18 protein-coding genes are annotated in these 21,196 nt (G+C 68.1%); 3 read left to right on the forward strand and 15 right to left on the reverse strand.

What is annotated here, in order from left to right; all coding sequences use genetic code 11:
- Nucleotide 1 precedes the first annotated feature (1 nt).
- The 5 genes from ACXJKJ_RS05395 to glpD are packed head-to-tail and all read right to left on the reverse strand — an operon-like array spanning nucleotide 2 to nucleotide 5,414.
- Nucleotides 2-814, reverse strand: a complete 813-nt coding sequence (locus ACXJKJ_RS05395) for a carbohydrate ABC transporter permease (RefSeq protein ID WP_457322533.1) — start codon at nucleotides 812-814, stop codon at nucleotides 2-4.
- Nucleotides 807-1,688, reverse strand: a complete 882-nt coding sequence (locus ACXJKJ_RS05400) for a carbohydrate ABC transporter permease (protein ID WP_457389381.1) — start codon at nucleotides 1,686-1,688, stop codon at nucleotides 807-809. Before ACXJKJ_RS05400 ends, ACXJKJ_RS05395 begins: the two co-directional genes overlap by 8 nt.
- The gene (locus tag ACXJKJ_RS05405) at nucleotides 1,685-2,713 is read right to left on the reverse strand and encodes an ABC transporter ATP-binding protein (RefSeq protein ID WP_457389382.1); all 1,029 of its coding nucleotides are present in this window, start codon (nucleotides 2,711-2,713) and stop codon (nucleotides 1,685-1,687) included. The genes ACXJKJ_RS05400 and ACXJKJ_RS05405 overlap by 4 nt, the downstream gene beginning before the upstream one ends.
- The gene (locus ACXJKJ_RS05410; RefSeq protein WP_457389383.1) at nucleotides 2,713-3,783 is read right to left on the reverse strand and encodes an ABC transporter ATP-binding protein; all 1,071 of its coding nucleotides are present in this window, start codon (nucleotides 3,781-3,783) and stop codon (nucleotides 2,713-2,715) included. The genes ACXJKJ_RS05405 and ACXJKJ_RS05410 overlap by 1 nt, the downstream gene beginning before the upstream one ends.
- Nucleotides 3,774-5,414, reverse strand: coding sequence for a glycerol-3-phosphate dehydrogenase (glpD, locus tag ACXJKJ_RS05415; RefSeq protein WP_457389384.1), 1,641 nt, complete (start codon nucleotides 5,412-5,414; stop codon nucleotides 3,774-3,776). The genes ACXJKJ_RS05410 and glpD overlap by 10 nt, the downstream gene beginning before the upstream one ends.
- 187 nt (nucleotides 5,415-5,601) lie before the next feature.
- Between glpD and ACXJKJ_RS05420 the strand changes: the two genes are divergently transcribed.
- On the forward strand, nucleotides 5,602-6,366 hold the full coding sequence (locus tag ACXJKJ_RS05420) for a DeoR/GlpR family DNA-binding transcription regulator (protein ID WP_457350624.1): 765 nt from the start codon (nucleotides 5,602-5,604) through the stop codon (nucleotides 6,364-6,366).
- 110 nt (nucleotides 6,367-6,476) lie between these two features.
- Here the strand turns inward: ACXJKJ_RS05420 and ACXJKJ_RS05425 are convergent, their stop codons facing one another.
- The 10 genes from ACXJKJ_RS05425 to ACXJKJ_RS05470 all read right to left on the reverse strand — a co-directional run bounded on the left by ACXJKJ_RS05425 (nucleotide 6,477) and on the right by ACXJKJ_RS05470 (nucleotide 18,799).
- On the reverse strand, nucleotides 6,477-7,880 hold the full coding sequence (locus ACXJKJ_RS05425; protein ID WP_457389385.1) for a HipA domain-containing protein: 1,404 nt from the start codon (nucleotides 7,878-7,880) through the stop codon (nucleotides 6,477-6,479).
- The gene (locus ACXJKJ_RS05430) at nucleotides 7,877-8,179 is read right to left on the reverse strand and encodes a helix-turn-helix domain-containing protein (RefSeq protein ID WP_457389386.1); all 303 of its coding nucleotides are present in this window, start codon (nucleotides 8,177-8,179) and stop codon (nucleotides 7,877-7,879) included. Before ACXJKJ_RS05430 ends, ACXJKJ_RS05425 begins: the two co-directional genes overlap by 4 nt.
- A 280-nt stretch (nucleotides 8,180-8,459) precedes the next feature.
- Nucleotides 8,460-9,599, reverse strand: a complete 1,140-nt coding sequence (locus ACXJKJ_RS05435; RefSeq protein WP_056205607.1) for an MFS transporter — start codon at nucleotides 9,597-9,599, stop codon at nucleotides 8,460-8,462.
- Nucleotides 9,596-10,057 (reverse strand): thioredoxin family protein, encoded by a 462-nt coding sequence (locus ACXJKJ_RS05440; protein WP_457322517.1) that lies wholly within the window; start codon nucleotides 10,055-10,057, stop codon nucleotides 9,596-9,598. Before ACXJKJ_RS05440 ends, ACXJKJ_RS05435 begins: the two co-directional genes overlap by 4 nt.
- 69 nt (nucleotides 10,058-10,126) lie before the next feature.
- The gene (locus tag ACXJKJ_RS05445; RefSeq protein WP_457389387.1) at nucleotides 10,127-11,089 is read right to left on the reverse strand and encodes an extracellular catalytic domain type 1 short-chain-length polyhydroxyalkanoate depolymerase; all 963 of its coding nucleotides are present in this window, start codon (nucleotides 11,087-11,089) and stop codon (nucleotides 10,127-10,129) included.
- A 4-nt stretch (nucleotides 11,090-11,093) separates the two neighbouring features.
- On the reverse strand, nucleotides 11,094-12,470 hold the full coding sequence (locus ACXJKJ_RS05450) for an efflux transporter outer membrane subunit (protein WP_457389388.1): 1,377 nt from the start codon (nucleotides 12,468-12,470) through the stop codon (nucleotides 11,094-11,096).
- Nucleotides 12,467-15,622: an efflux RND transporter permease subunit gene (locus tag ACXJKJ_RS05455; RefSeq protein ID WP_457389389.1), complete on the reverse strand. Its 3,156-nt coding sequence runs from the start codon at nucleotides 15,620-15,622 to the stop codon at nucleotides 12,467-12,469. The genes ACXJKJ_RS05450 and ACXJKJ_RS05455 overlap by 4 nt, the downstream gene beginning before the upstream one ends.
- Nucleotides 15,623-15,629: 7 nt before the next feature.
- The gene (locus ACXJKJ_RS05460) at nucleotides 15,630-16,826 is read right to left on the reverse strand and encodes an efflux RND transporter periplasmic adaptor subunit (RefSeq protein WP_457389390.1); all 1,197 of its coding nucleotides are present in this window, start codon (nucleotides 16,824-16,826) and stop codon (nucleotides 15,630-15,632) included.
- Between the two features lie 149 nt (nucleotides 16,827-16,975).
- Complete coding sequence (locus tag ACXJKJ_RS05465; protein WP_457389391.1) at nucleotides 16,976-18,211, reverse strand: multifunctional CCA addition/repair protein; 1,236 nt, start codon at nucleotides 18,209-18,211, stop codon at nucleotides 16,976-16,978.
- A gap of 21 nt (nucleotides 18,212-18,232) precedes the next feature.
- Entirely contained in the window at nucleotides 18,233-18,799 is a 567-nt protein-coding gene (locus ACXJKJ_RS05470) for a hypothetical protein (RefSeq protein ID WP_457389392.1), read from the reverse strand.
- A 102-nt stretch (nucleotides 18,800-18,901) separates the two neighbouring features.
- On the opposite strand from ACXJKJ_RS05470, the gene fghA reads away from it, so the two are divergent.
- Together fghA and ACXJKJ_RS05480 are read left to right on the forward strand one after the other, a co-directional pair.
- Nucleotides 18,902-19,726 carry an S-formylglutathione hydrolase gene (fghA, locus tag ACXJKJ_RS05475; protein ID WP_457389393.1) on the forward strand — a complete coding sequence of 275 codons (825 nt, stop codon included), beginning with the start codon at nucleotides 18,902-18,904 and terminating at the stop codon, nucleotides 19,724-19,726.
- Between the two features lie 114 nt (nucleotides 19,727-19,840).
- Nucleotides 19,841-21,172, forward strand: coding sequence for a dicarboxylate/amino acid:cation symporter (locus ACXJKJ_RS05480; RefSeq protein ID WP_457389394.1), 1,332 nt, complete (start codon nucleotides 19,841-19,843; stop codon nucleotides 21,170-21,172).
- The last annotated feature ends 24 nt before the right edge of the window (nucleotides 21,173-21,196 follow it).

Raw genomic sequence — 21,196 nt, forward strand, 5'->3', positions numbered from 1 at the left:
GCTAGACGCGGCCCATCGCGAAACCCTTGGCGATGTAGTGCCGCACGAACCAGATGACGATCGCGCCGGGCACGATGGTCAGCACGCCGGCGGCGGCGAGCACGCCCCAGTCCATGCCGGAGGCACTGACCGTGCGCGTCATCGTCGCCACGATGGGCTTGGCGTTCACGCTGGTGAGCGTGCGCGCCATCAGCAGTTCCACCCAGCTGAACATGAAGCAGAAGAACGCCGCCACGCCCACACCGGCCTTGATGAGCGGGACGAAGATGGTCAGGAAGAAGCGCGGGAAGGAGTAGCCGTCGATGTAGGCCGTCTCGTCGATCTCGCGCGGGATGCCGCTCATGAAGCCCTCCAGGATCCAGACCGCCAGCGGCACGTTGAACAGCAGGTGCGCGAGCGCCACGGCGATGTGCGTGTCCATCATTCCCAGCGTGGTGTAGAGCTGGAAGAAGGGCAGCAGGAAGACGGCCGGCGGCGTCATCCGGTTGGTCAACAACCAGAAGAAGACGTGCTTGTCGCCGAGGAAGCTGTAGCGGCTGAACGCATAGGCCGCCGGCAGCGCCACCAGCAGCGAGATCACCGTGTTGATGGCCACGTAGATCAGCGAGTTGATGTAGCCGGAATACCAGCTCTCGTCGGTGAAGATGGTCTTGTAGTGTTCCCAGGTGAAGTGCTGCGGCCAAAGGCTGAAGCTGGACAGGATCTCCGTGTTCGTCTTGAACGACATGTTGACCATCCAGTACACCGGCAGGATGGCGAACAGCAGGTAGGCGACCAGGAAGATCGTGCGCTTCTTGAAACGGCGCTCATCCATGGGCCACCTCCCTCGACTGCGTGCCCACGCGCTGCATCCAGTTGTAGAGGATGAAGCACAGCAGCAGGATGATGAGGAAGTAGATCAACGAGAAGGCGGCGGCCGGGCCGAGGTCGAACTGGCCCACGGCCTTCTGCGTCAGGTACTGGGACAGGAAGGTCGTCGCGTTGCCCGGGCCGCCACCGGTCAGCACGAAGGGTTCGGTGTAGATCATGAAGCTGTCCATGAAGCGCAGCAGCACGGCGATCATCAGCACGCCGCGCAGCTTGGGCAGCTGGATGAAGCGGAAGACGGACAGCTTGCTGGCGCCGTCGATGCGCGCGGCCTGGTAGTAGGCGTCTGGGATGGCGCGCAGGCCGGCGAAGCAAAGCAGGGCGACGAGGGGCGTCCAGTGCCACACGTCCATCACGAGCACCGTCAACCAGGCGTCGGTCGCATGCCCGGTGTAGCTGTAGTCGATGCCGAGCTTGGCGAGCGCGGCGCCCATCAGGCCGATGTCGGTGCGGCCGTAGATCTGCCAGATGGTGCCGACCACGTTCCACGGGATGAGCAGTGAGATGGCCACGAGCACCAGCACCGCGGAAGACTTCCACCCCTGGGCCGGCATCGAGAGCGCCAGGCAGATGCCCAGCGGAATCTCGACGAGCAGCACCGACAGCGAGAACCCCACCTGGCGTAGCAGTGCGCCTTGCAAGTCCTCGTCGCGCATCACCGCCTTGAACCACTCGGTGCCGACGAACACGCGGCGCTCGGGGGAGATGATGTCCTGCACCGAATAGTTCACGACCGTCATCAGCGGCAGGATGGCGGAGAACGCCACGCACAGGATGACCGGCAGGATCAGGAACCACGCCTTCTGATTGACCGGCTTCATGCCATCAACTCCTCGTCCTTGTAATAGCAGGTGTGGCTGCCCTTGACGCTGAACCACGCGGTCTCGCCAAGGGCGGCCGGCGTGAGGTCGGGGCTGAGGCGCGCGCGGATCACGCTGTCGCCTGCCTTGGCGGTGACGAGCCAGTAGGTGCCGACGTCCTGCCGCTGCGTGACGACGGCCTGCAATGCGCCGGCCGCATCAGGTTCTGCCAGCGTCACGTACTCGGGCCGCACGCCCAGCGTTGTCGCGCCGGCGGGGGCACCGGGCAGGACGTCGGCGGGCAGGAAGTTCATCCCTGGCGAGCCGATGAAATGCCCGACGAAGGTGTGCTGCGGGCGTTCGAAGAGCTCGCCGGCCGTGCCGATCTGCACCGCGCGGCCGCGCGTCATCACCACCACTTCTTCTGCAAAGGTCAGGGCTTCGACCTGGTCGTGGGTGACGTAGATCAGCGTCAGCTTGAGCTCCTTGTGGATCTGCTTGAGCTTGCGGCGCAGCTGCCACTTGAGGTGCGGGTCGATGACGGTGAGAGGCTCGTCGAAGAGCACGGCGCTCACGTCCTCGCGCACCAGGCCGCGGCCGAGCGAGATCTTCTGCTTGGCATCGGCCGCCAGGCCGGCGGCGCGGGTGTCGAGCTGGCCGCTCAGCTCCAGCATCTCGGCGATGACGCCCACGCGCTGCTTGATCCTGTCGCGCGGCACGCCGCGGTTCTTCAGCGGGAAGGCCAGGTTCTCGGCCACCGTCATCGTGTCGTAGATGACGGGGAACTGGAACACCTGGGCGATGTTGCGCTGCTGGGGTGTCTGCCGCGTCACGTTGATGCCGTCGAACTGCACCGTGCCCTGCGACGGCGTGACGAGGCCGGAGATGATGTTGAGCAGCGTGGTCTTGCCGCAGCCCGAGGGGCCGAGCAGCGCATACGCGCCGCCATCGCGGAAGACCATCTTCAGCGGCAGCAGCGCGTAGTCTTCATCCGCCTGSGGGTTGGGGCGGTAGGCGTGGGCCAGGTCGAGTTCGATGCGGGCCATCAGGTCAGCTCCTTGCTCGGCGCCACCAGCAGCTCGCCGTTTTCGTCGAACACGTACACCTGGCCAGGGCTCAGGTACAGCGTGAGGCTGGCGCCCAGATCGAAGAAGTGAACGCCGGTCAGTTGGGCGACCAGTTCTCCCACCGGGGTCTCCACGTGCACGAAGGTGTCGGAGCCCGAGATTTCCGCCAGCTCCACCGTGCCGGGGAGGGCCACGTCGCCCGGGCGGCTTTGCAGGTGCAGCGCGCTTGCGCGCACGCCGAGGGTCAGCGTGGCGCTGTGGGTGGGCGGCAGGGGGACCGTGAACTGCACGCCCGCCGGCAGGCTCACCCCCGACGGGGTGGCGTTGCCGGCGATGAGGTTCATCGGCGGGTCACTGAAGGCGCGCGCGACGCGGATCGACCGCGGCCTGTGGAACACCTCGGCCGTGGGGCCGTACTGGAGCACTTCGCCGGCGTCCATCACGGCGGTGTAGCCGCCGAGCAGCAAGGCTTCGGTGGGCTCGGTGGTGGCGTAGACCACGGTGGAGTCGCCCGCGGCGAAGAGCTGCGTGAGCTCGTCGCGCAGTTCCTCGCGCAGCTTGTAGTCCAGGTTCACCAGGGGCTCGTCGAGCAGCATCAAGGGCGCGGCCTTGGCAAGGGCGCGGGCCAGCGCCACACGCTGTTGCTGGCCGCCCGAAAGCTCCGCGGGCAGGCGCGAGAGAAAGGGCTCGATGTGCAACTTGGCGGCCAGCTCCTGCACGCGGCCGGCGATGTTCTTCTCGCGGCGCAGCTTGAGCGGCGAGGCGATGTTGTCGTACACGCTCATCGACGGGTAGTTGATGAACTGCTGGTACACCATGGCGACGTTGCGCTCGCGCACCGGCATGCCGGTCACGTCCTTGCGGTCCACGTGGACCTGGCCGTGCGTGGGCTTGTCCAGCCCCGCCATCAAGCGCATCAGGGTCGTCTTGCCCGCTTGGGTGGCGCCCAGCAGCACCGTGACGGCGCCCGGCGCGAGCTTCAGGTCCAGTGGGTAGAGATGGGTCTCGGGGCCCACCACCTTGCCGACCCGCTCCAGCGTCAACTCCATGTCGTCGTCCTCACGCTGCCTCCGATGCTTGTCGTTGTCGTTGTCGTTGTCGTTGTCGTCTCACTTGGCCAGCGCGTCGCCCACCAGCGGGCGACGTCCTGGCGTTGTGCTTCGCTCATGTGCAGCCCGAGCTTGGTGCGGCGCCACAGCACGTCGTCGGGCGTGCGTGCCCATTCGTGGTCGTGCAGGTAGACGAGCTCGCCCTCGTGCAGGCCCGGTGCGATCTCTTCACCCAGGCCTTCGGCCCCAAGAACCCAGTCGATGCGAGCGCCATAGCAACGAGCCAGCCGATGGCGCAGTTTGACCGGCAGCGCCGGGTGCCGCTCCCCTAGCTTCTGTTCGAAACGGGCGAAGTCGACGTCGGGCCGCGTGGCCGGGCCGATCCAGGCGCTCAGGTCGCCACCGGGCAGCCAGGTGCCTGCGGTCCACGCGGCCGTCTTCAAGCCCAGGCCTTTGCAAAGCCCGTCCGCCGCGTCTTCGGCCAGCTTGCGGAAGGTCGTGATCTTGCCGCCCCACACGGTCAGCAAGGGCGCGCCGTCGGTGTCCAGCTCGAGCAGGTAGTCACGGGTCACGGCCGAGGGATCTTCGGCGTCGTCCTCGATCAGCGGGCGCACGCCGGAGTAGCTCCACACCACGTCGCCCGGCACCACCGGCTTGACCATGTAGCGGCTCGCCTGTTCGCAGAGGTAGCGGATCTCGTCGTCGTCGATCTTCGCGTCGCCGGCCGGGCCCTTGTGTTCGACGTCGGTGGTGCCGATGAGCGTGTAGTCGCCCTCGTAGGGAATGATGAAGATGACGCGCTTGTCGGCGCCCTGCAGCGCGTAGGCGTGGTCGTGGTCGAACAGCTTGGGCACGACGATGTGGCTGCCCTTGACCAGCCGCAGCGGCTTGATCTTCGACGCCTGAGCATGCGCGTGCTCCTTCAGGAACTGCGCCGCCCAGGGCCCCGCCGCGTTGACGAGGGCACGGGCGCGCACGAGGCGGACGGTGCCCGTGGCGTCCTGGAGGGTAGCCTGCCAATGGGTGCTGTCGCGCTGGGCGTCGATGCAGCGCCAACCGGTCAACACCTGGGCACCCCGCTCGGCGGCGTCCAGTGCGTTGAGCACCACGAGCCGGGCGTCGTCGGTCCAACCGTCGGAGTACAGGAAGGCACGGGAATAGCGCGGGTTCAACGGGGCGCCCAATGTGTGCCCGCGCAGGCGGATGGTGCGTGAGCCGGGCAGGAACTCGCGTCGCGCGAGGTGGTCGTAGAGGAACAGGCCGATGCGCATCATCCACACCGGGCGCATGCTTGGGTCGTGCGGCACCACCAGCCGCAGCGGACGCATGATGTGCGGGGCGCTGCGCAGCAGCACCTCGCGCTCGGCCAACGCCTTGCGCACCAGCAGGAAGTCGTAGTACTCCAGGTACCGGATGCCGCCGTGGATCATCTTGGTGGATGCCGACGACGTATGGGCGGCCAGGTCGTCCTTCTCGCAAAGCACCACCGACAGGCCGCGCCCGGCCAGGTCACGCGCGATGCCGGCACCATTGATGCCACCGCCCACGATGAGCGCGTCGCAAGCTTGCGCTGCACTCGGGTGGGCGGGAGATGCGGCCGGTTGAGTCACGCCCGTCGGGGAGTCGTTCAAGCTGTCTCCGATCTTCGTGTGGTCGACGAGCAATGCGCGCCGGGCGGGTTCGCTTTTGTTCGTATTCGTTCGAAGTTTTTCTTTTTAAGTCACAAGCGAACGCTGCGCAAGAGCAAATCCACCCCTATGGAACATCTCCGCGCGCCTTTACGCTGGCCCCCCCAAGCTTGAACCTTGCCTTGCGCGCATGATCCCCAACCCTCGACAAGCCCTGCTGATCCAGGAGGTGCGCAACCGCGGCGCGGTCTCGGTGGAGGCCTTGGCCGAACAGTTCGGCGTGACGCTGCAAACGGTGCGTCGCGACGTGAAGCAGCTCGCCGCTTCAGGCCTGCTCGCGCGCTTTCACGGCGGCGTGCGCATGCCCACCTCGACGACCGAGAACATCGCGTACCGGCAGCGCCAGCAGCTCAACGAGCACAGCAAGCAGCGTATCGCGCGGGCCATCGCGGCGGTCGTGCCGCAAGATTGCTCGCTGATCATCAACATCGGCACGACGGCCGAGGCGGTTGCGCGCGAGCTGATGAACCACAAGGGCCTGCGGGTCATCACCAACAACCTCAATGTCGCCGCCATCCTGAGCGACAACCCCGCCTGCGAGGTCATCGTGGCGGGTGGCGTGGTGCGGTCCCGCGACCGGGGCATCGTCGGCGAAGCGACGGTGGACTTCATCAGCCAGTTCAAGGTGGACATCGGGCTGATCGGCATTTCCGGCATCGAGGACGACGGCACCTTGCGCGACTTCGACTATCGCGAGGTCAAGGTGGCGCGGGCGATCATCGAGCACTCGCGGCAGGTGTGGCTGGCGGCCGATCATTCGAAGTTCAACCGGCCGGCCATGGTCAAGCTGGCCAGGCTCGACGAGGTCGACATGCTGTTCACCGACCAGGTGCCGCCAGCGCCGTTTCCAGCCCTGCTAGCGGAAGCGGGGGTGCAGTGCGAGGTGGCGCCTTGAGATGGAGCTCAAAGGCAAACCAAATAGGCACGCAGGCACAGAGGCAAGGCATGAAGGCTGCTTCGCGGTGCCTCTGTGCCCCTGTGGTCAGCGCCGCGAACTCCAAGGCGTCACAGAAACTCAGGTTTCATCTTGGACGCCTCGTCCGCGAGCTTGGTCAACCGGGTAGCCTGTCCCACGACGAAATCACGGAGTTGGCCTGCAAAGGCGCGCTCACTGTCGTCGATGTAGTCGTCCGCCAAGGCCTGTGCCAGCGCGTGTTCCACCACCAGTTTGGCCAGCCGTGCGGCCTCGCGTTTCAGTAGCTTCCTGTCGACCCCGCATCGCTGCGCAAAGTCGGCCAGCTGAAACGCTCCTACCTCTTCCAGCGAGAAGGCATCGCCCCAGGCCATGGCCAACTGGTGGTCGATGCCTGCGTACTGAACCACACTGACCAGGTCATACCAGGGCGCCGGGTCCAGTCCCTCGCGTCGCACGAAGAACGAGAAGTTCTTGCCGTGCGCGTCGCAGTTGCCGATCAGGAATTGGAACAGGGCCCACCTCAGCAGGGTCATGCGTGCCACGGCCTTGTTGACGGTCTGCTCCACGCGTTCGAACAGCATTTGGAAACTCACGCCCTCCCGGATGTTGCGGACGTGCTCGCCACTCCCCAGGTTCCGCTCGTACTTGAAGCTCTCGGGCAGGTCCGAGGCCTGACAGGCGTCGATGATGTGCAGGCGCCGCACGGTGGGCTCGTTGGCGCCATGCGCGGCACCGTCTCCGGCGCCTTGCACGACAACCCGGTCGAAGCGGCGGACGACGAGTACCGGCCGTGGTGTCCGATAGATGCCGACCTCCGCGACGGGCAGCTTCATGCGCCGCGCCAATGACATGCAGAAGTGTTCGTTGACGACGAGATGCGGTGTCACACCACGCGCGGGGTCGGGCTTGAGGATGTGAGTCGATGCCAGGGGCGGCTCGACCAGGAACAGACGTCCTGCGTCGCTCAGCGGGCGGTCCAGGTAGACCATCAACTTGTCCTGCACGCCCGCGATGGACATGCGGACCTTGCCATCCCAGACGGCCAGCGGAATCTGGTCGCGCTCGGCAATTCGTTGGTCCAGTTCTTCGCGGGTCACCTCACGCGGCGGTTTGGCGGCGGCGGCCGGCGGCACGTCATCCGAGCGCCAGAATCGGAACGCCCCGGTGGTCTCGGTCCCAAGTGCGCTGATGAGGGCGTAGATGTTCGACTTGGAGACGCGGTAGGTCGTGGCCGCGATGTCGAGCGCGCGGCCTTCGGGCAGCAGGTTCTCCACGAAGCGCTTCACGGCGCCGACGGCATAACCGTCGGCCGAGGGTTGCAAGGGCAGCGCAGGCGACAGCGGAAACGCTCCCGGCGCCGCGACCCAGTTCGCTTCGTAGTCCAGCGACCACCGGTCGTTCAGGGCCTCATAGCCCAGCGTCGCGACCTTCTGGCCGTCGGCCCAGAGGTTGAGCGCATGCGGGGCAACTGGGACGTCGGCGGCCGAGTTCATGGCTGCTCGGGAGGCTCGACTCCGGGACACGAGACGGACTGCATCGTTGGGTGGTCCTTGGGGCCGAGCACGAGGGCGAGCCCCAGGCTGTCCAACACCGCCAGCAGCTTGTCCAGTCGCACGGAGCCCTTGCCGTTCTCGAGGCGGGAGAGCAGGTCGACGGAGACGCCGCTCAAAGAGGCCGCATCGTCGATGCGCAGCGACTGTGCGCGGCGACGGGCTCGGATGGCCGGGCCGAGGGCGCCGGCATCCACGACGCGCAGGAGTTCGGGTGGCGGGGCGGTAGGGTTGGAAGTCATTTCGGAATTCCCGTGATGAGGCGCTCCGGACGATGCCGGAAGGACAAATTTCTTGAATTCCGAAATCATGCCACAGCTGTGGCTTTACAACTTCAAATTCATTAAATTCCGAAACTGTCTCGCTATCTTCGGTCCTGCCAGCTTGATGCCTTAAATTCCGAAACGAGTTTGCCCGCCATGCGACAGCACAAGGGCGAGCTCACCGCGCGCATCAAGTGGCCCAAGCCGGCCGGTCGTGGGTAGATGACCCCGCCCCGGTTTCGTCCTGCTGCGCCCGGCGTCAGGCCCCGCGCATTGCCCGCTTCGCCGACAGCGCCATGAAGACGGCGAACACGACGACGACGACCAGGCCGGCGGTCAGCGACGAATGCTCGGCGATCAACCCGATCAGCGGCGGGCCGGCCATCATGCCGAGGTAGCCGACGCCAGACACCGCCGCGATGCCGTGGGCCGAAGACACGCCGGGCACTTGCGACGCCGCGCTGAAGATCACCGGTACGACGTTGGACAGGCCCAGCCCCACCAGCGCGAAACCGATCAGCGCCACGACGGGCGAGGGCAGGGCCAACGCCAGCGCCATGCCGGCGGCGCCGAGTACGCCGCTGGCCCGCATCAGCTTCGTGCCCGACATGCGCGCTCGCACCCAGTCGCCGCCGAACCGGCCCACAGCCATCGCGCCGCTGAAGCTGGCATAGGCGAGGGCCGCGGTGCTGGGCTCGCTGCCGCGCTCCTGCTTCATGAAGAGCACGCTCCAGTCGTACATCGCGCCCTCGGCGATCAAGCCCATGGACGCCAGCACGCCCAGCAGCAGCAGCGGGCCACGCGGAATGCTCAGCGGTCGCTTTTCGTCGGCCGCACCGGGCTCGACGGGCAGCATCGCGCGGCTGGCCACCAGCGCGCAGACGGCACCCAGGCCGGTGGCCACGAAGAGATGGCCCTGCGGCGTGAGGCCCAGCGCCGGCGCGACGCTGCCCAGGCCCGCGCCTGCCATGCCGCCGAGGCTGAACATGCCGTGGAAGCCGCTCATCAGCGGCCGCTTGGACAGGCGCTCGATCTCGGTCGCCTCGACGTTGACCGACACATCGAGCAGACTGCCCGTGATGCCGAAGCCGAGCATGACGACCAGCAGCGCCGCATAGGACGAGAACGCCAGCAGGCAGGCGACGCTGGCGCAACACAGCACGCCCATGGTGGCGGCCACGGCGCTGGGGCCGAAGCGGCCGACGATGCGGCCCGCCTGGGCCAGGGCCAGCAGCGCGCCGACGCCGCCGGCCAGCATGGCCAGTGCCAGGGTTTGCTCGCCCAGCCCGTAATGGGCCTTGACGGTGGGCACATGCACGCCCCACGTGGCGAACATCACGCCCAGCACGAAGAACTGCGTGCGCAGGGCCCACGAGGCGCCGGTCAGGGAGACCGTCACTTGGCCGAGGCAGTCACGCGGGTGAAGAAGTCGTAGACGCCCTGGTCGCCCATCTTGCGGGCGTCGGCCAGCTCGCCGCCTTCGGTGGCGTAGATCAGCTTGCCCTGAGGCGACAGCACGGCGACGGCGGGGATGCCCTTCTTCAGCGGCACGCGATAGCCCTCGGCGATGTCGACATTGCGGTCGAAGCGGCCGACGTCGACCTTGACGACCTTGAAGTTCTTGGCGATCAGCGGCGCGCTCGGGCCGTGCTTGAAGCTGTTGTCCAGCATGCGGCAGTCGCCGCACCAGTTGGCGCCGAAGACGACCAGCACGGGCAGCTTGGCCTTCTCGGCTTCCGCCAAGGTGGCGCGGATCGCAGCCTTGGCGTCGACGCCTTCGTCGTAGATGGCCGGCGGGCCGCCGGCGGTGGCGCAAAGGCTGGTGGCAAGGAGGAGGGCGGCAGTCAGGAAACGCATGGCGGCGAGGGCGGCATTGGTTGTGCGGCGCAGTATGGGTCAGAAAATTGGAAGCGATTCCAGCAGGGTCTAGCGTGAGGCCTGCTCGAAGAAGCGCCAGATCACGTCGTTGGCGTCCAGCGCCTGCGAGGCCGCCCCTTTGCCGCGGCGCACGCTGGGCGCGCCAGGCCAGGAATGGCCGCCGGTCTCGGTGACGCAGAGCTGCACGCTGACGCCGCCGCTGCAGCCGCTGTAGGTCTCGCAGGTGGCGCCGGGCTTGTCGAGCACGCGCTGCGGCGGCACCGCGCAGTGGTCGCGCTGCACCCAGCGCGAGATCGTCTCGGGCACGGAGATGAAGCTCATGACCTTGCTCTCGTCGCGGAAGGCGCCTTGGCCGGCGCCGCCGTTGAAGAGCACATGGTCATCATCCTTGGCGTGGATGTGCAGCACGGCGATGGGCTTGCTCGGCGCGCAGCTGGCGGTGGCATCGGTGCCGGCGACCGAAGCGACGGCGCGGAACACATCGGCGGCCTCGCAGGCCAGGCGGTGGCTGAGCATGCCGCCGTTGGACATGCCGGTGGCGAAGACGCGGCTGGCGTCGATGCTGTATTTGTCCTTGATCGCCATGACGGTGGCGCGGACGAAGGCGACGTCGTCCACATTGCGGTCGCGCGCGTCGCCGCAGCAGCCGCCGGCGTTCCAGGTGGCGAACTTCCCACCCGGCAGCTTGCTGTAGCCATTGGGGAAGGCGACGACGAAGCCGGCCTGGTCGGCCTTCTTCTGCAAGCCGTATTTCTCGTCGTCGGCCATGTACCCGGCATGGCCGCCGCCGCCGTGGAAGGCCAGCACCAGCGGCGCGGGGCGGCTGGCGTCATAGCCCGTCGGCAGATGGACCAGCACCTTGCGGCCCTGCACCTGCAGCTCCTGCAGGCCGCCGCCCTTGTCGGCGCGGCGCTCCTCAATGCGGGCCTTGAGGCGTTCTCGCAGCGTCCCTTGGGCCTGCGCCGTTGGCAGCAGCGCCAGCAGGACAAGGGCAAGCGCCAGCCCGCGCATGGGGTCAGCCTCCGCCGCCCAAGGCACGGTACAGCGCCACCAGGTTCTGCGCGCGCTGGCTTTGCACCTGCACCAGGGTCTGCTGGGCCGCGAACAGCGAGCGCTGTGCGTCCAACCGGTCCAGGGCGCTGGAGACACCGGCCGTGTAGCGCTGCTCGGCCGCGTTCAGGCGGCGAGTCTCGGCTTCCACCTGGGCAGCCAGTGCGGCGCGCTGTTCGGCCAGCGTGGCGCGGCCCGCGAGGCTGTCGGCGACCTCGCGAAAGGCGGTCTGGATGGCCTTCTCGTACTGGGCCAGCGCAATGTCCCGCGACGCACGTGCTCCGGCCAGGTTGGCGCGGTTGCGGCCGGCGTCGAAGAGGGGMTGGATCAGCTGCGGCGCAAAGCTCCAGGCCGAGTTCTTGAACAGGTCGGACAGATGGCCGCTGGCCGTGCCGACGCTGCCGGTCAGCGTGATGCGCGGCCAGAAGGCGGCGCGGGCGRCATCGATGTTGGCGTCCGTTGCGCCGAGCTGGAACTCGGCCTGGCGGATGTCGGGCCGGCGTGTCAGCACCTCGCTGGGCACCCCGGCGGGCAACTCGGCCAGGGGCTCGAAGTCCGCCAGGGCGCCGGTGGGCGCGGGCAGGTCGGCCGGCAGCGGGCCGCCGATCAGCAGGGCCAGCGCGTTCTCGTCCAGCGCGCGCTGGCGTTGGGCCTGGGCCAGCACGGCGCGGGCCGCCTGCCAGGAGGACTCGGCCGAGCGCAGGTCCAGCTCGCCTGACACGCCGCCTTCGAAGCGCTGGCGGGTCAGCGACAGCGACTGCTCGCGCGTGGCGAGGGCGTCGCGCGTGATCTTGAGCAGGGCCTCGTCGGCCTGCAGCGCGATCTCGGTATTGGCGATGCTCGCCACCAGCGCCGTGCGCACCGCCTGCTGGTTGGACTGCGCCGCCAGCACCTGTGCGGCGGCCGCGGCGCTCAGGCCACGCAGGCGGCCGAACAGGTCCAGCTCATAGGCCGAGACCTGCAGGCCGGCCTGGTAGACGCTGTTGATGCCGCCAGCCGCCGTCGGCGTGCGCGAGCCGCTGATGCCGGCGTTGACGGTGGGCCAGAGGTCGGCATCGCGCGCCGAAGCGGTGGCGCGGGCGCTCTCGATGTTGAGCACCGCGACGCGCAGGTCGCGGTTGTTGGCCAGGGCCAGCGGGATCAGCTTTTGCAGCCGCGCGCCCTTGAAGGCCTGGGCCCAGGGCAACTCGGTGGCGGCCGTCGCGCCAGGGCCACCGGCTTGCGGAAAGGCTTGCGGCACGGCTGCGGCCGCGGCTTCCGAGGCAACCGGGCGCTTGGGCTCGGGGCCGGCGCAGGCGGCCAGCAGCGCCGCGAGGGCGATCAGCGAGAGAGACGTCTTCATGCCTGGCCTCCCGTGTCGTCTTCCGCCTCGTGGGCATCGCGCTTGCGCTGCCGTTCGCTGCCCGGGAAGAAGCGGCGCACGACGACGAAGAACACCGGCACGAAGAACACGGCCAGCGCCGTGGCCGTCAACATGCCGCCCAGCACGCCGGTGCCGATGGCACGCTGGCTGGCCGAGCCCGCGCCGCTGGCGAGCACCAGCGGCAGCACGCCCAGCATGAAGGCCAGCGAGGTCATGATGATGGGGCGAAAGCGCAGGTGGGCCGCTTCGCGCACCGCGTCGAACACGCTCTTGCCGTGGGCCTGCAGGTCCTTGGCGAACTCGATGATCAGCACCGCGTTCTTGGCCGACAGGCCGATGATGGTGATCATGCCGACCTTGAAGTAGACGTCATTCTCCAGCCCCCGGAAGGTCGCGCCCAGCACCACGCCGAGCACGCCCAGCGGCACCACGAGGACGACGGCGAGCGGGATGCTCCAGCTYTCRTACAGCGCGGCCAGGCACAGGAACACGGCCAGCAGCGAGAAGCCGAACAGGATGAAGGCCGTGGAGCCCGAGAGCTTTTCCTCGCGCGACTGGCCGGTCCACTCGTAGCCGAAGCCGTCGGGCAGGGTGGCCGCGATCTTCTCCATCTCGGCGATGGCCACGCCCGTGGACACGCCCTTGGCCGGCTCGCCCAGGATGCGCATGGCCGAGTAGCCGTTGTAGCGCACGGTCTGCATGGCGCCGGTGACCCACTTGCTGGTCGAGAAGGCGCTCAGAGGCACCGGCTGGCCGGCGTTGTTGAGCACGTTGAGCCGGGCGAGGTCCTCGGGCTGCATGCGCGCGGGCGCATCGGCCTGCACGATGACGCGCTGCAGGCGGCCGGTGTTGGGGAAGTCGTTCACGTAGGTGGACCCCAGCGACGTGCCCAGCACCGCGTTGACGGCGCCAATGTTCACGCCCAGCGCCTGCGCACGGTCGCGGTCGATGCTGAGCTCCAGCTGCGCGGCGTCCTCCAGGCCGTCGGGGCGCACGGCGTTCAGCAGCGGGTTCTTGGCCGCGGCGCCCAGCAGTTGGTTGCGCGCGGCCAGCAGTTCGGCGCGCGTGTGGCCGCTGCGGTCCTGCAGGCGGAAGGCGAAGCCGTTGGCGCGGCCCAGATCGCGAATGGGCGGCGGGCTGGTCGGGAAGATGATGGCGTCGCGCACCTTGCTCAGCGCCCCGAAGGCGCGGGCGGCCAGGCCTTGCGCGGAGTGCTCGGGGCCGTGGCGCTCGTCCCAGGGCTTGAGCGTGACGAAGGCCAGGCCTGCGTTCTGCCCCGCGCCCGAGAAGCTGAAGCCGACGACGCCGACCATGCTCTCCACCTCGGGCTGCTTGAGCATGTAGTCCTCGACCTGCTTCACGACATTCAGCGTGCGGGCTTGGGTGGCGCCCGGCGGCAGCTGGATGTTGACGAGGATGTTGCCCTGGTCCTCGTTGGGCACGAAGGAGGTGGGCAGCTTCTGGAACACCAGCACGGCCGCCGCGATGACGGCCGCGTAGACCACAGCCATGCGCGCGCCGCGGTAGATGAACTTGGACACCCAGCCCTCGTAGCCCTTGGCCGTGCGCGTGAAGCCGCGGTTGAACCAGCCGAAGAAGCCGCGCTTCTCCAGGTGGTGGCCGGCCTCCACGGGCTTGAGCAGTGTGGCGCACAGCGCCGGCGTCAGCGACAGCGCAAGGAAGGCCGAGAAGGCGATGGAGCTGACCATCACCGCCGAGAACTGGCGGTAGATGTTGCCGATAGAGCCCGAGAAGAAGGCCAGCGGCACGAACACCGAGATCAGCACCACCGTCACGCCGACGATGGCGCCGGAGATCTGCCCCATGGCCTTGCGCGTGGCCTTGAGGGGGGACAGCCCCTCTTCGCTCATGACTCGCTCGACGTTCTCCACCACGACGATGGCGTCGTCCACCACGATACCGATCACCAGCACCATGCCGAACATCGTCAACACGTTGATGGAGAAGCCCAGGGCCAGCAGCGTGGCAAAGCTGCCCAGCAGCGCGATGGGCACGACCAGCGTGGGGATGATGGTGTAGCGGATGTTCTGCAGGAACAGGAACATCACGAGGAACACCAGCGCCACGGCCTCCACCAGCGTCTCGACGACCTGCGAGATGGAGATGTCGATGAACAGCGAGCTGTCGTAGGGGATGGTGGCCTTCACGCCCGCCGGGAAATAGGGCTCCAGCTGCTTGAGCCGCTGCTTGATGAGCTTGGCCGTCTGCAGCGCATTGGCTGCAGGGGCGAGCTGCACGCCCACGCCGGCCGAGGGATTGCCGTTCAGTCGCGTGGAGCGGCCGGTGTAGCTGTCGGCGCCCAGCTCGATGCGGGCCACGTCCTTGAGCCGCACGGTGGAGCCGTCGGCGTTGGCGCGCAGGATGATGTTGCCGAACTGCTCCACGTTCGTGAGCTGGCCGCGCACGACGACCGTGGCCGCGACCGGTTGGCCGGGCACATTGGGCAGGTCGCCGATGGAGCCGGAGCTGACCTGGGCGTTCTGTGCCTGGATGGCCGCGTTGACGTCGGCCGGCGCGAGTCGGAAGCCCACGAGCTTGGCCGGGTCCAGCCAGATGCGCATGGCGCGCTCGGTGCCGAACAGCAGGCCCTGGCCCACGCCGGGCACGCGCTGGATCTCGGGCAGTACGGTGCGCGAGGCGTAGTCGCCCAGCGCGATGGGGTCGAAGGCCGGGTTGCTGCTCGACAGGATGATGAAGAGCAGGAAGTTGGGGTTGGCCTTGTCGACGCGCACGCCCTGCTGGATGACGGCCTGCGGCAGGCGCGGCTGGGCACGTGCGTAGCGGTTCTGCACGTCCACCTGGGCCAGGTCGGGGCTGGTGGCCGGGTCGAAGCTCATCGTGATGGAGCCGGTGCCGTCGGCTTGGGCGACGGCTTCCATGTAGATCAGGCCGGGCGAGCCGTTCATCTCGCGCTCGATGACGCTGATTACCGAGTCCTCCAGCGTCTGTGCCGAGGCGCCGGGGTAGCTGACCGACAGCACGATGGACGGCGGCGCCACCGGCGGGTACTGCGCGATCGGCAGCTGCGTGACCGCGACGATGCCGATGACCGTGATGAACAGGGCGATGACCCACGCGAAGATGGGCCGGTTGATGAAGAACTGCGCCATGTGAGGTTCAGCCCTTCGAGGCGGCCGATGCAGGCGCTGCAGCCGGGGCCGAGCCCGCGGGCGACCATGGCACCGGGCGGGCCTTGCCGCCGGCCTTGGCCTTCTGCAGGCCGTCCACGATGACCTTCTCGCCAGCCTTCAGGCCGCTCAGCACCAGCGCGTTGCCGCCCTGGGCCGGGCCCAGCTTGACGGGCCGCGCGCTGACGCTGCCGTCGTCGGCCACCACCAGCACCGTCTCGCCGGTCGCGCCGCGCGCCACCGCTTGTGCCGGCAGCCAGACGGCGTCACTGACCTCGGCCTGGGCCAGGCGCACGCGCACATACAGGCCAGGCAGCAGCAGGCCCTTGGGGTTGGGCAGCTCGGCCCGCAGCGTGATCTGGCCGGTGGCGGCGTCCACGCTGAGGTCGGAGAACAGCAGCTTGCCGGTCTCGGCGTAGACGCTGCCGTCCTCGAGCAGCACCTGCACGCGTGCGGCGTCCTTGCCGCCCGCACGTTGCAGCTTGCCATCGGCCAGCGCCTGGCGCAGCCGCATCACCTCGGCGGCCGACTGCGTGAAGTTGACATAGAGCTTGTCGATCTGCTGCACGATGGCCAGCGGCGTCGCTTCGCCCTGGCCAACCAGTGCGCCTTCGGTGACCAGGGCGCGGCCGATGCGGCCCGAGATGGGCGACGTGACGGCGGCATAGCCGAGGTTGATCTGCGCTGTCTGCACGGCGGCCTTGCCGGCGGCCACGTCGGCCTTGGCCTGGCCAGCGGCGGCCTGGGCGCCCAGCGCTTCCTGCTGGCTGACGGCCTGGGTCTTGGYCAGCGGTGCATAGCGGTCGGCCAGCGACTGGGCCTGCAGCAGATTGGCTTCGGCGCGTGCGAGCGTGGCCTGAGCGCTGGCGAGGGAGGCGCGGTAGGGCGCGGCGTCGATCTCGAACAGGGCCTGGCCGGCCTTGACGTCGCTGCCCTCCGTGAAGAGGCGCTTGTTCAGGATGCCGGCGGCGCGGGCGCGCACCTGGGCGACGCGGAAGGCCTCCAGCCGACCGGGCAGTTCGGCGGCGAGGTCGGCACGGCCCGGCGTGACGGTGACGACGCCCACTTCGGGCGGGGGCGGCGTGGCCGCCGCAGTCTGGCTGTTGGACTGGCCGCAACCGCCCAGCCCCATGCCCAGTGCCACCAAGATGCCCAGCCGAGCGCTGCTACCCCATGCCAACTTCATCATTGCGTCCTGTTCGACTTGCTTCTCGACGGCCCGCTCCGGCGCCGACTCTGGCGCCGGGAGCAAAACCACTGACTTTAGCCATGCGATCGCTTTCACGCCGGTGAAGCAACGCAAAGCCCTGAGGCGGGCTTGGGCGTCACAGGGCCCTAACTAACGCTGGCATTGAGCGCCGCCAGCCGCGCGCGCTGCACGGCGCGGCCGATGTCCGGCCCCTTGGCGCCGCGCGCAATGGCCGCTGCGCTCGCGGCGGCGAGGTCGACCTTCAGCGTCGCCGCCAGGTCGGCAGCGAGGCGCTCGCGCTGCGGGTAGTCGCGGTCCTCCAGCCCGAGGCGGCCGCGGGCGTCGCATTCGCAGGCCCACAGCATTTCGGCAAAACGCTCGGGCCGGCGCCAGGCGTCGCAGCGCTCCAGCAGGCGCAGCCGCGCCTCGGCGCTGAAGGCGCTGCTCTGGTGCACATGGGTGTGCTCGCGGGCGACCAGCTCGGCCAGTTCGCGGCAGTCGGTGGGCACCTTCCAGCGCGCGCTGACCTTGCGGGCCAAGTCTTCGCTGCGCTTCTCATGGGCGATGTGGCGCGGCAGCTCTTCCTTGCGCGTCGTGCCCTTGCCGAGGTCGTGGCACAGGCAGGCGTAGCGCACGGTCAGCGGCGCCTTCAGCCGGGCGCATTGGTCCAGCACCATCAGCAGATGGATGCCGGTGTCGACCTCGGGATGGTGGGCCTCGGGCTGCGGCACGCCGAACAGGGCCTCCACTTCGGGCAGCAGCCGCGCTAACGCACCAGCCTGGCGCAGCACCTCGAACATGCGCGACGGCTTGTTCTCCATCAGCCCGCGCGACAGCTCCTGCCAGACACGTTCGGCCACCAGCGCATCCACCTCGCCGGCCGCGACCATGGCGCGCATCAGCTCGACGGTCTCGGGCGCGACCGTGAAGTCCGCAAAGCGCGCCGCAAAGCGGGCCAGGCGCAGGATGCGCACCGGGTCCTCGGCAAAGGCGGGCGACACATGGCGCAGCACTTTGTCGCGGATGTCGCGCTGGCCGTCGTAGGGGTCAACGAGACGGCCCTGCTCGTCCTGGGCCATGGCGTTGATCGTCAGGTCGCGGCGCGCCAGGTCCTGCTCCAGCGTCACGTCGGGCGCGGCATGGAAGGCGAAGCCGTGATAGCCGGCGGCTGTCTTGCGCTCGGTGCGGGCCAGGGCCACTTCCTCGCGCGTGTCGGGGTGCAGGAAGACGGGGAAGTCCTTGCCGACGGGCAGGTAGCCGGCGGCCAGCAGCTCCTGCGGCGATGCGCCTACGACGACCCAGTCATGGTCTTGCACGGCTAAGCCGAGCAGGCGGTCGCGCACGGCGCCGCCAACGAGGTAGGTCTGGAACGAGGAAGGCATGGATGGGTCGCTGGCGTTGGCTCAGGAAATGCCCGTCAGGAGGGGGAGGAACCAGTGGCCACCCGGGATGCCATACATGCGCGTGGAGGTGCCTCCGATACTCCCACTTGGGCAATCCATCGACCGTTCGCGGACCGCGACGGTGCTGACCAAGGTGTTTGATCCGCTAGGCTGGACAGCAGCCCAGCCTTGGTCGATCTGCAGCGCGACGTAGCGCAGCCAGTCGCCCGTGCTCCTCGTGCCGTCCACGCGGGCACACGAATCCAATGTGGTGCGCGACGTCATGTTCTGAAGCAGGGCGCCGGCTCGGCGGGCTGACCACCACGAGCTGTGCTCGTCGTCGGGGTGAGCCGCGACCAATCCCTTGGCATGGGCATCCACCAGCGCCTTGTCGAGCAAGACGATCGCGTGCTGCAGTTGCACGGCGATGCAGGAAGCCGGACGTTGGCTCGCCACCTGGATGTGCTTGATGGTCACTTCGCCGCATCCCGCCGATGCGGCCGGCGTGGTGGATATCAGCGTCAGCAGCGCGCCGCCAACAAGCAAGGCCAGCCGGCCGACGCGAACAGTCTGGGCAGTGGAGGGCATGACGCCAGTATCGGCCCGGCGGCTGTCCGGTCGACAGCGCCTGCGGCCAGATACCGATCTGGAACTTGGACGAAGGCCGGCCGGAGCGGCCACACTTGCGGCATGCAGATCCTCAGTGAACACCGCTGCTTTGGCGGCACTCAGCGCTTTCACCAGCACGACTCGGCCGAGATCGGCCTGCCCATGCGCTTCGGGCTCTTCCTGCCGCCGCAGCCCAAGGCGCTGCTGGTGTTCCTTGCGGGCCTGACCTGCAACGAGGAGACCTTTGCGATCAAGGCCGGCGCGCAGGCGCTGGCGGCCGAGCTGGGCCTGGCCCTGCTGACGCCCGACACCAGCCCGCGCGGTGCCGGCGTGGCAGGCGAGAGCGAGGCCTGGGATTTCGGCGTCGGCGCGGGCTTCTATCTCGATGCGACGCGCGAGCCGTGGGCCAAACACTGGCGCATGGAGAGCTGGCTGATGCGAGAGCTGCTGCCGCTGGTGCAGCGCGAAACCGGGCTCGCGCGCGTCGGCCTGTTCGGTCACTCCATGGGAGGCCATGGCGCGCTGACTCTGGCGTTGCGCCATCCCGGCCGCTTCGCGTCACTGTCGGCCTTTGCGCCCATCGCCGCACCCATGCAATGCCCCTGGGGCCAGAAAGCCTTCAGTGGCTATCTCGGCGAGGACCGGGCCGCCTGGGCTGCCCACGACGCCAGCGCGTTGATGCAGTCACAGGCCAGCGCCCCTTACCCGGAGGGCATCCTCATCGACCAAGGCCTGGCCGACAAATTCCTGGCCGAGCAACTGCACCCCGAAGCCTTCGAGGCCGCCTGCGCCGCCAAGGGTCAACCCTTGACCCTGCGCCGCCATGCCGGCTACGACCATGGCTACTACTTCATCGCCAGCTTCATGGGCGACCACCTGCGCCACCACGCGAGCCAATTGTTCTAGGGGGTTGGGCGCCGGCTTTGCAATTCTTGTGGGAAGCCACAGTCGCCGCCGCCGGCCTTCGCACCTAAGCTGCCGCCGAAGCCAGTTCCGCTCGAAGAACTGATGGAGACACGCATGCAAGCTGCCACCGGCCGCCAGCCTTTCTACCGTTCGCTGTACCTGCAGGTCATCACAGCCATCCTCATCGGCGTGCTGATCGGCCACTTCTGGCCACAGACGGGCGAGGCGCTCAAGCCGCTGGGCGACGGCTTCATCAAGCTGATCAAGATGATCATCGCGCCCATCATCTTCTGCACGGTGGTGGTGGGCATCGCCGGCATGGAGGACATGAAGCGTGTCGGCAAGACCGGCGGCTATGCGCTGCTGTACTTCGAGGCCGTGTCCACCATCGCGCTGATCGTCGGCCTCATCATCGTCAACGTGCTGCAGCCGGGCGACGGCATGCATGTGGACCCCAAGACGCTGGACACCAAGGGCATCGCCGCCTACACCGGCCCGGGCAAGCTGCAGGGCACGGTGGACTTCCTGCTCGCCATCATCCCGACCACGGTGGTGGACGCCTTCGCCAAGGGCGAGATGCTGCAGGTGCTGCTGTTCGCGCTGCTGTTCGGCTTTGCGCTGCACCGCTTCGGCGGGCGTGGCACGCTGGTGTTCGACGTCATCGAGAAGACCTCGCACGTGCTGTTCGCCATCGTCGGCATGATCATGAAGCTTGCGCCCATTGGCGCCTTCGGTGCGATGGCCTTCACCATCGGCAAGTACGGGCTGGGCTCGCTGGTCTCGCTGGCCAAGCTGATGGGTGCCTTCTACGCCACCTGCCTGATCTTCATCTTCATCGTGCTGGGCACCATCGCCAGGCTGCATGGCTTCTCGGTCTGGAAGTTCATCAAGTACATCAAGGAAGAGCTGTTCATCGTGCTGGGCACGTCGTCCAGCGAATCGGTGCTGCCGCGCATGATGGCCAAGCTCGAGAACCTCGGCGTGCGCAAGTCCACCGTCGGCCTCGTCATCCCGACCGGCTATTCCTTCAACCTCGACGGCACCTCCATCTATCTGACGATGGCGGCCGTCTTCATCGCCCAGGCGACCGACACGCCGATGACTCTGATGCAGCAACTGACGCTGCTGGGCGTGCTGCTGCTGACCTCCAAGGGCGCGGCCGGCGTGACGGGCAGCGGCTTCATCGTGCTGGCAGCCACGCTGTCGGCCGTCGGCCATGTGCCGGTCGAGGGGCTGGCGCTGATCCTGGGCATCGACCGCTTCATGTCCGAGGCGCGGGCGCTGACCAACCTGGTGGGCAACGGCGTCGCCACGGTGGTGGTGGGCAAGTGGACGGGTGACCTGGACATGCTTCGACTGCAGGCTGTGCTGGACAACGAGACGCCGGCCGAGGCCGAGGAGCCGGAAGCCGTGCTGGACGCGAAGACCCCGCACATGGCACCCTAGCGGAGGCCCGCACGGTCGTGCTAA

It is taken from the genome of Roseateles sp. P5_E1, from assembly GCF_054049335.1.

Coding starts and splice junctions, on each gene's coding strand:
- ACXJKJ_RS05420 (WP_457350624.1), top strand. CDS start 5,602: ATGATCCCCAACCCTCGACAAGCCCTGCTGATCCAGGAGGTGCGCAAC.
- ACXJKJ_RS05440 (WP_457322517.1), bottom strand. CDS start 10,057: ATGCGTTTCCTGACTGCCGCCCTCCTCCTTGCCACCAGCCTTTGCGCC.
- fghA (WP_457389393.1), top strand. CDS start 18,902: ATGCAGATCCTCAGTGAACACCGCTGCTTTGGCGGCACTCAGCGCTTT.
- ACXJKJ_RS05465 (WP_457389391.1), bottom strand. CDS start 18,211: ATGCCTTCCTCGTTCCAGACCTACCTCGTTGGCGGCGCCGTGCGCGAC.
- ACXJKJ_RS05430 (WP_457389386.1), bottom strand. CDS start 8,179: ATGACTTCCAACCCTACCGCCCCGCCACCCGAACTCCTGCGCGTCGTG.
- ACXJKJ_RS05395 (WP_457322533.1), bottom strand. CDS start 814: ATGGATGAGCGCCGTTTCAAGAAGCGCACGATCTTCCTGGTCGCCTAC.
- ACXJKJ_RS05400 (WP_457389381.1), bottom strand. CDS start 1,688: ATGAAGCCGGTCAATCAGAAGGCGTGGTTCCTGATCCTGCCGGTCATC.
- ACXJKJ_RS05470 (WP_457389392.1), bottom strand. CDS start 18,799: ATGCCCTCCACTGCCCAGACTGTTCGCGTCGGCCGGCTGGCCTTGCTT.
- ACXJKJ_RS05410 (WP_457389383.1), bottom strand. CDS start 3,783: ATGGAGTTGACGCTGGAGCGGGTCGGCAAGGTGGTGGGCCCCGAGACC.
- ACXJKJ_RS05425 (WP_457389385.1), bottom strand. CDS start 7,880: ATGAACTCGGCCGCCGACGTCCCAGTTGCCCCGCATGCGCTCAACCTC.
- ACXJKJ_RS05480 (WP_457389394.1), top strand. CDS start 19,841: ATGCAAGCTGCCACCGGCCGCCAGCCTTTCTACCGTTCGCTGTACCTG.
- ACXJKJ_RS05445 (WP_457389387.1), bottom strand. CDS start 11,089: ATGCGCGGGCTGGCGCTTGCCCTTGTCCTGCTGGCGCTGCTGCCAACG.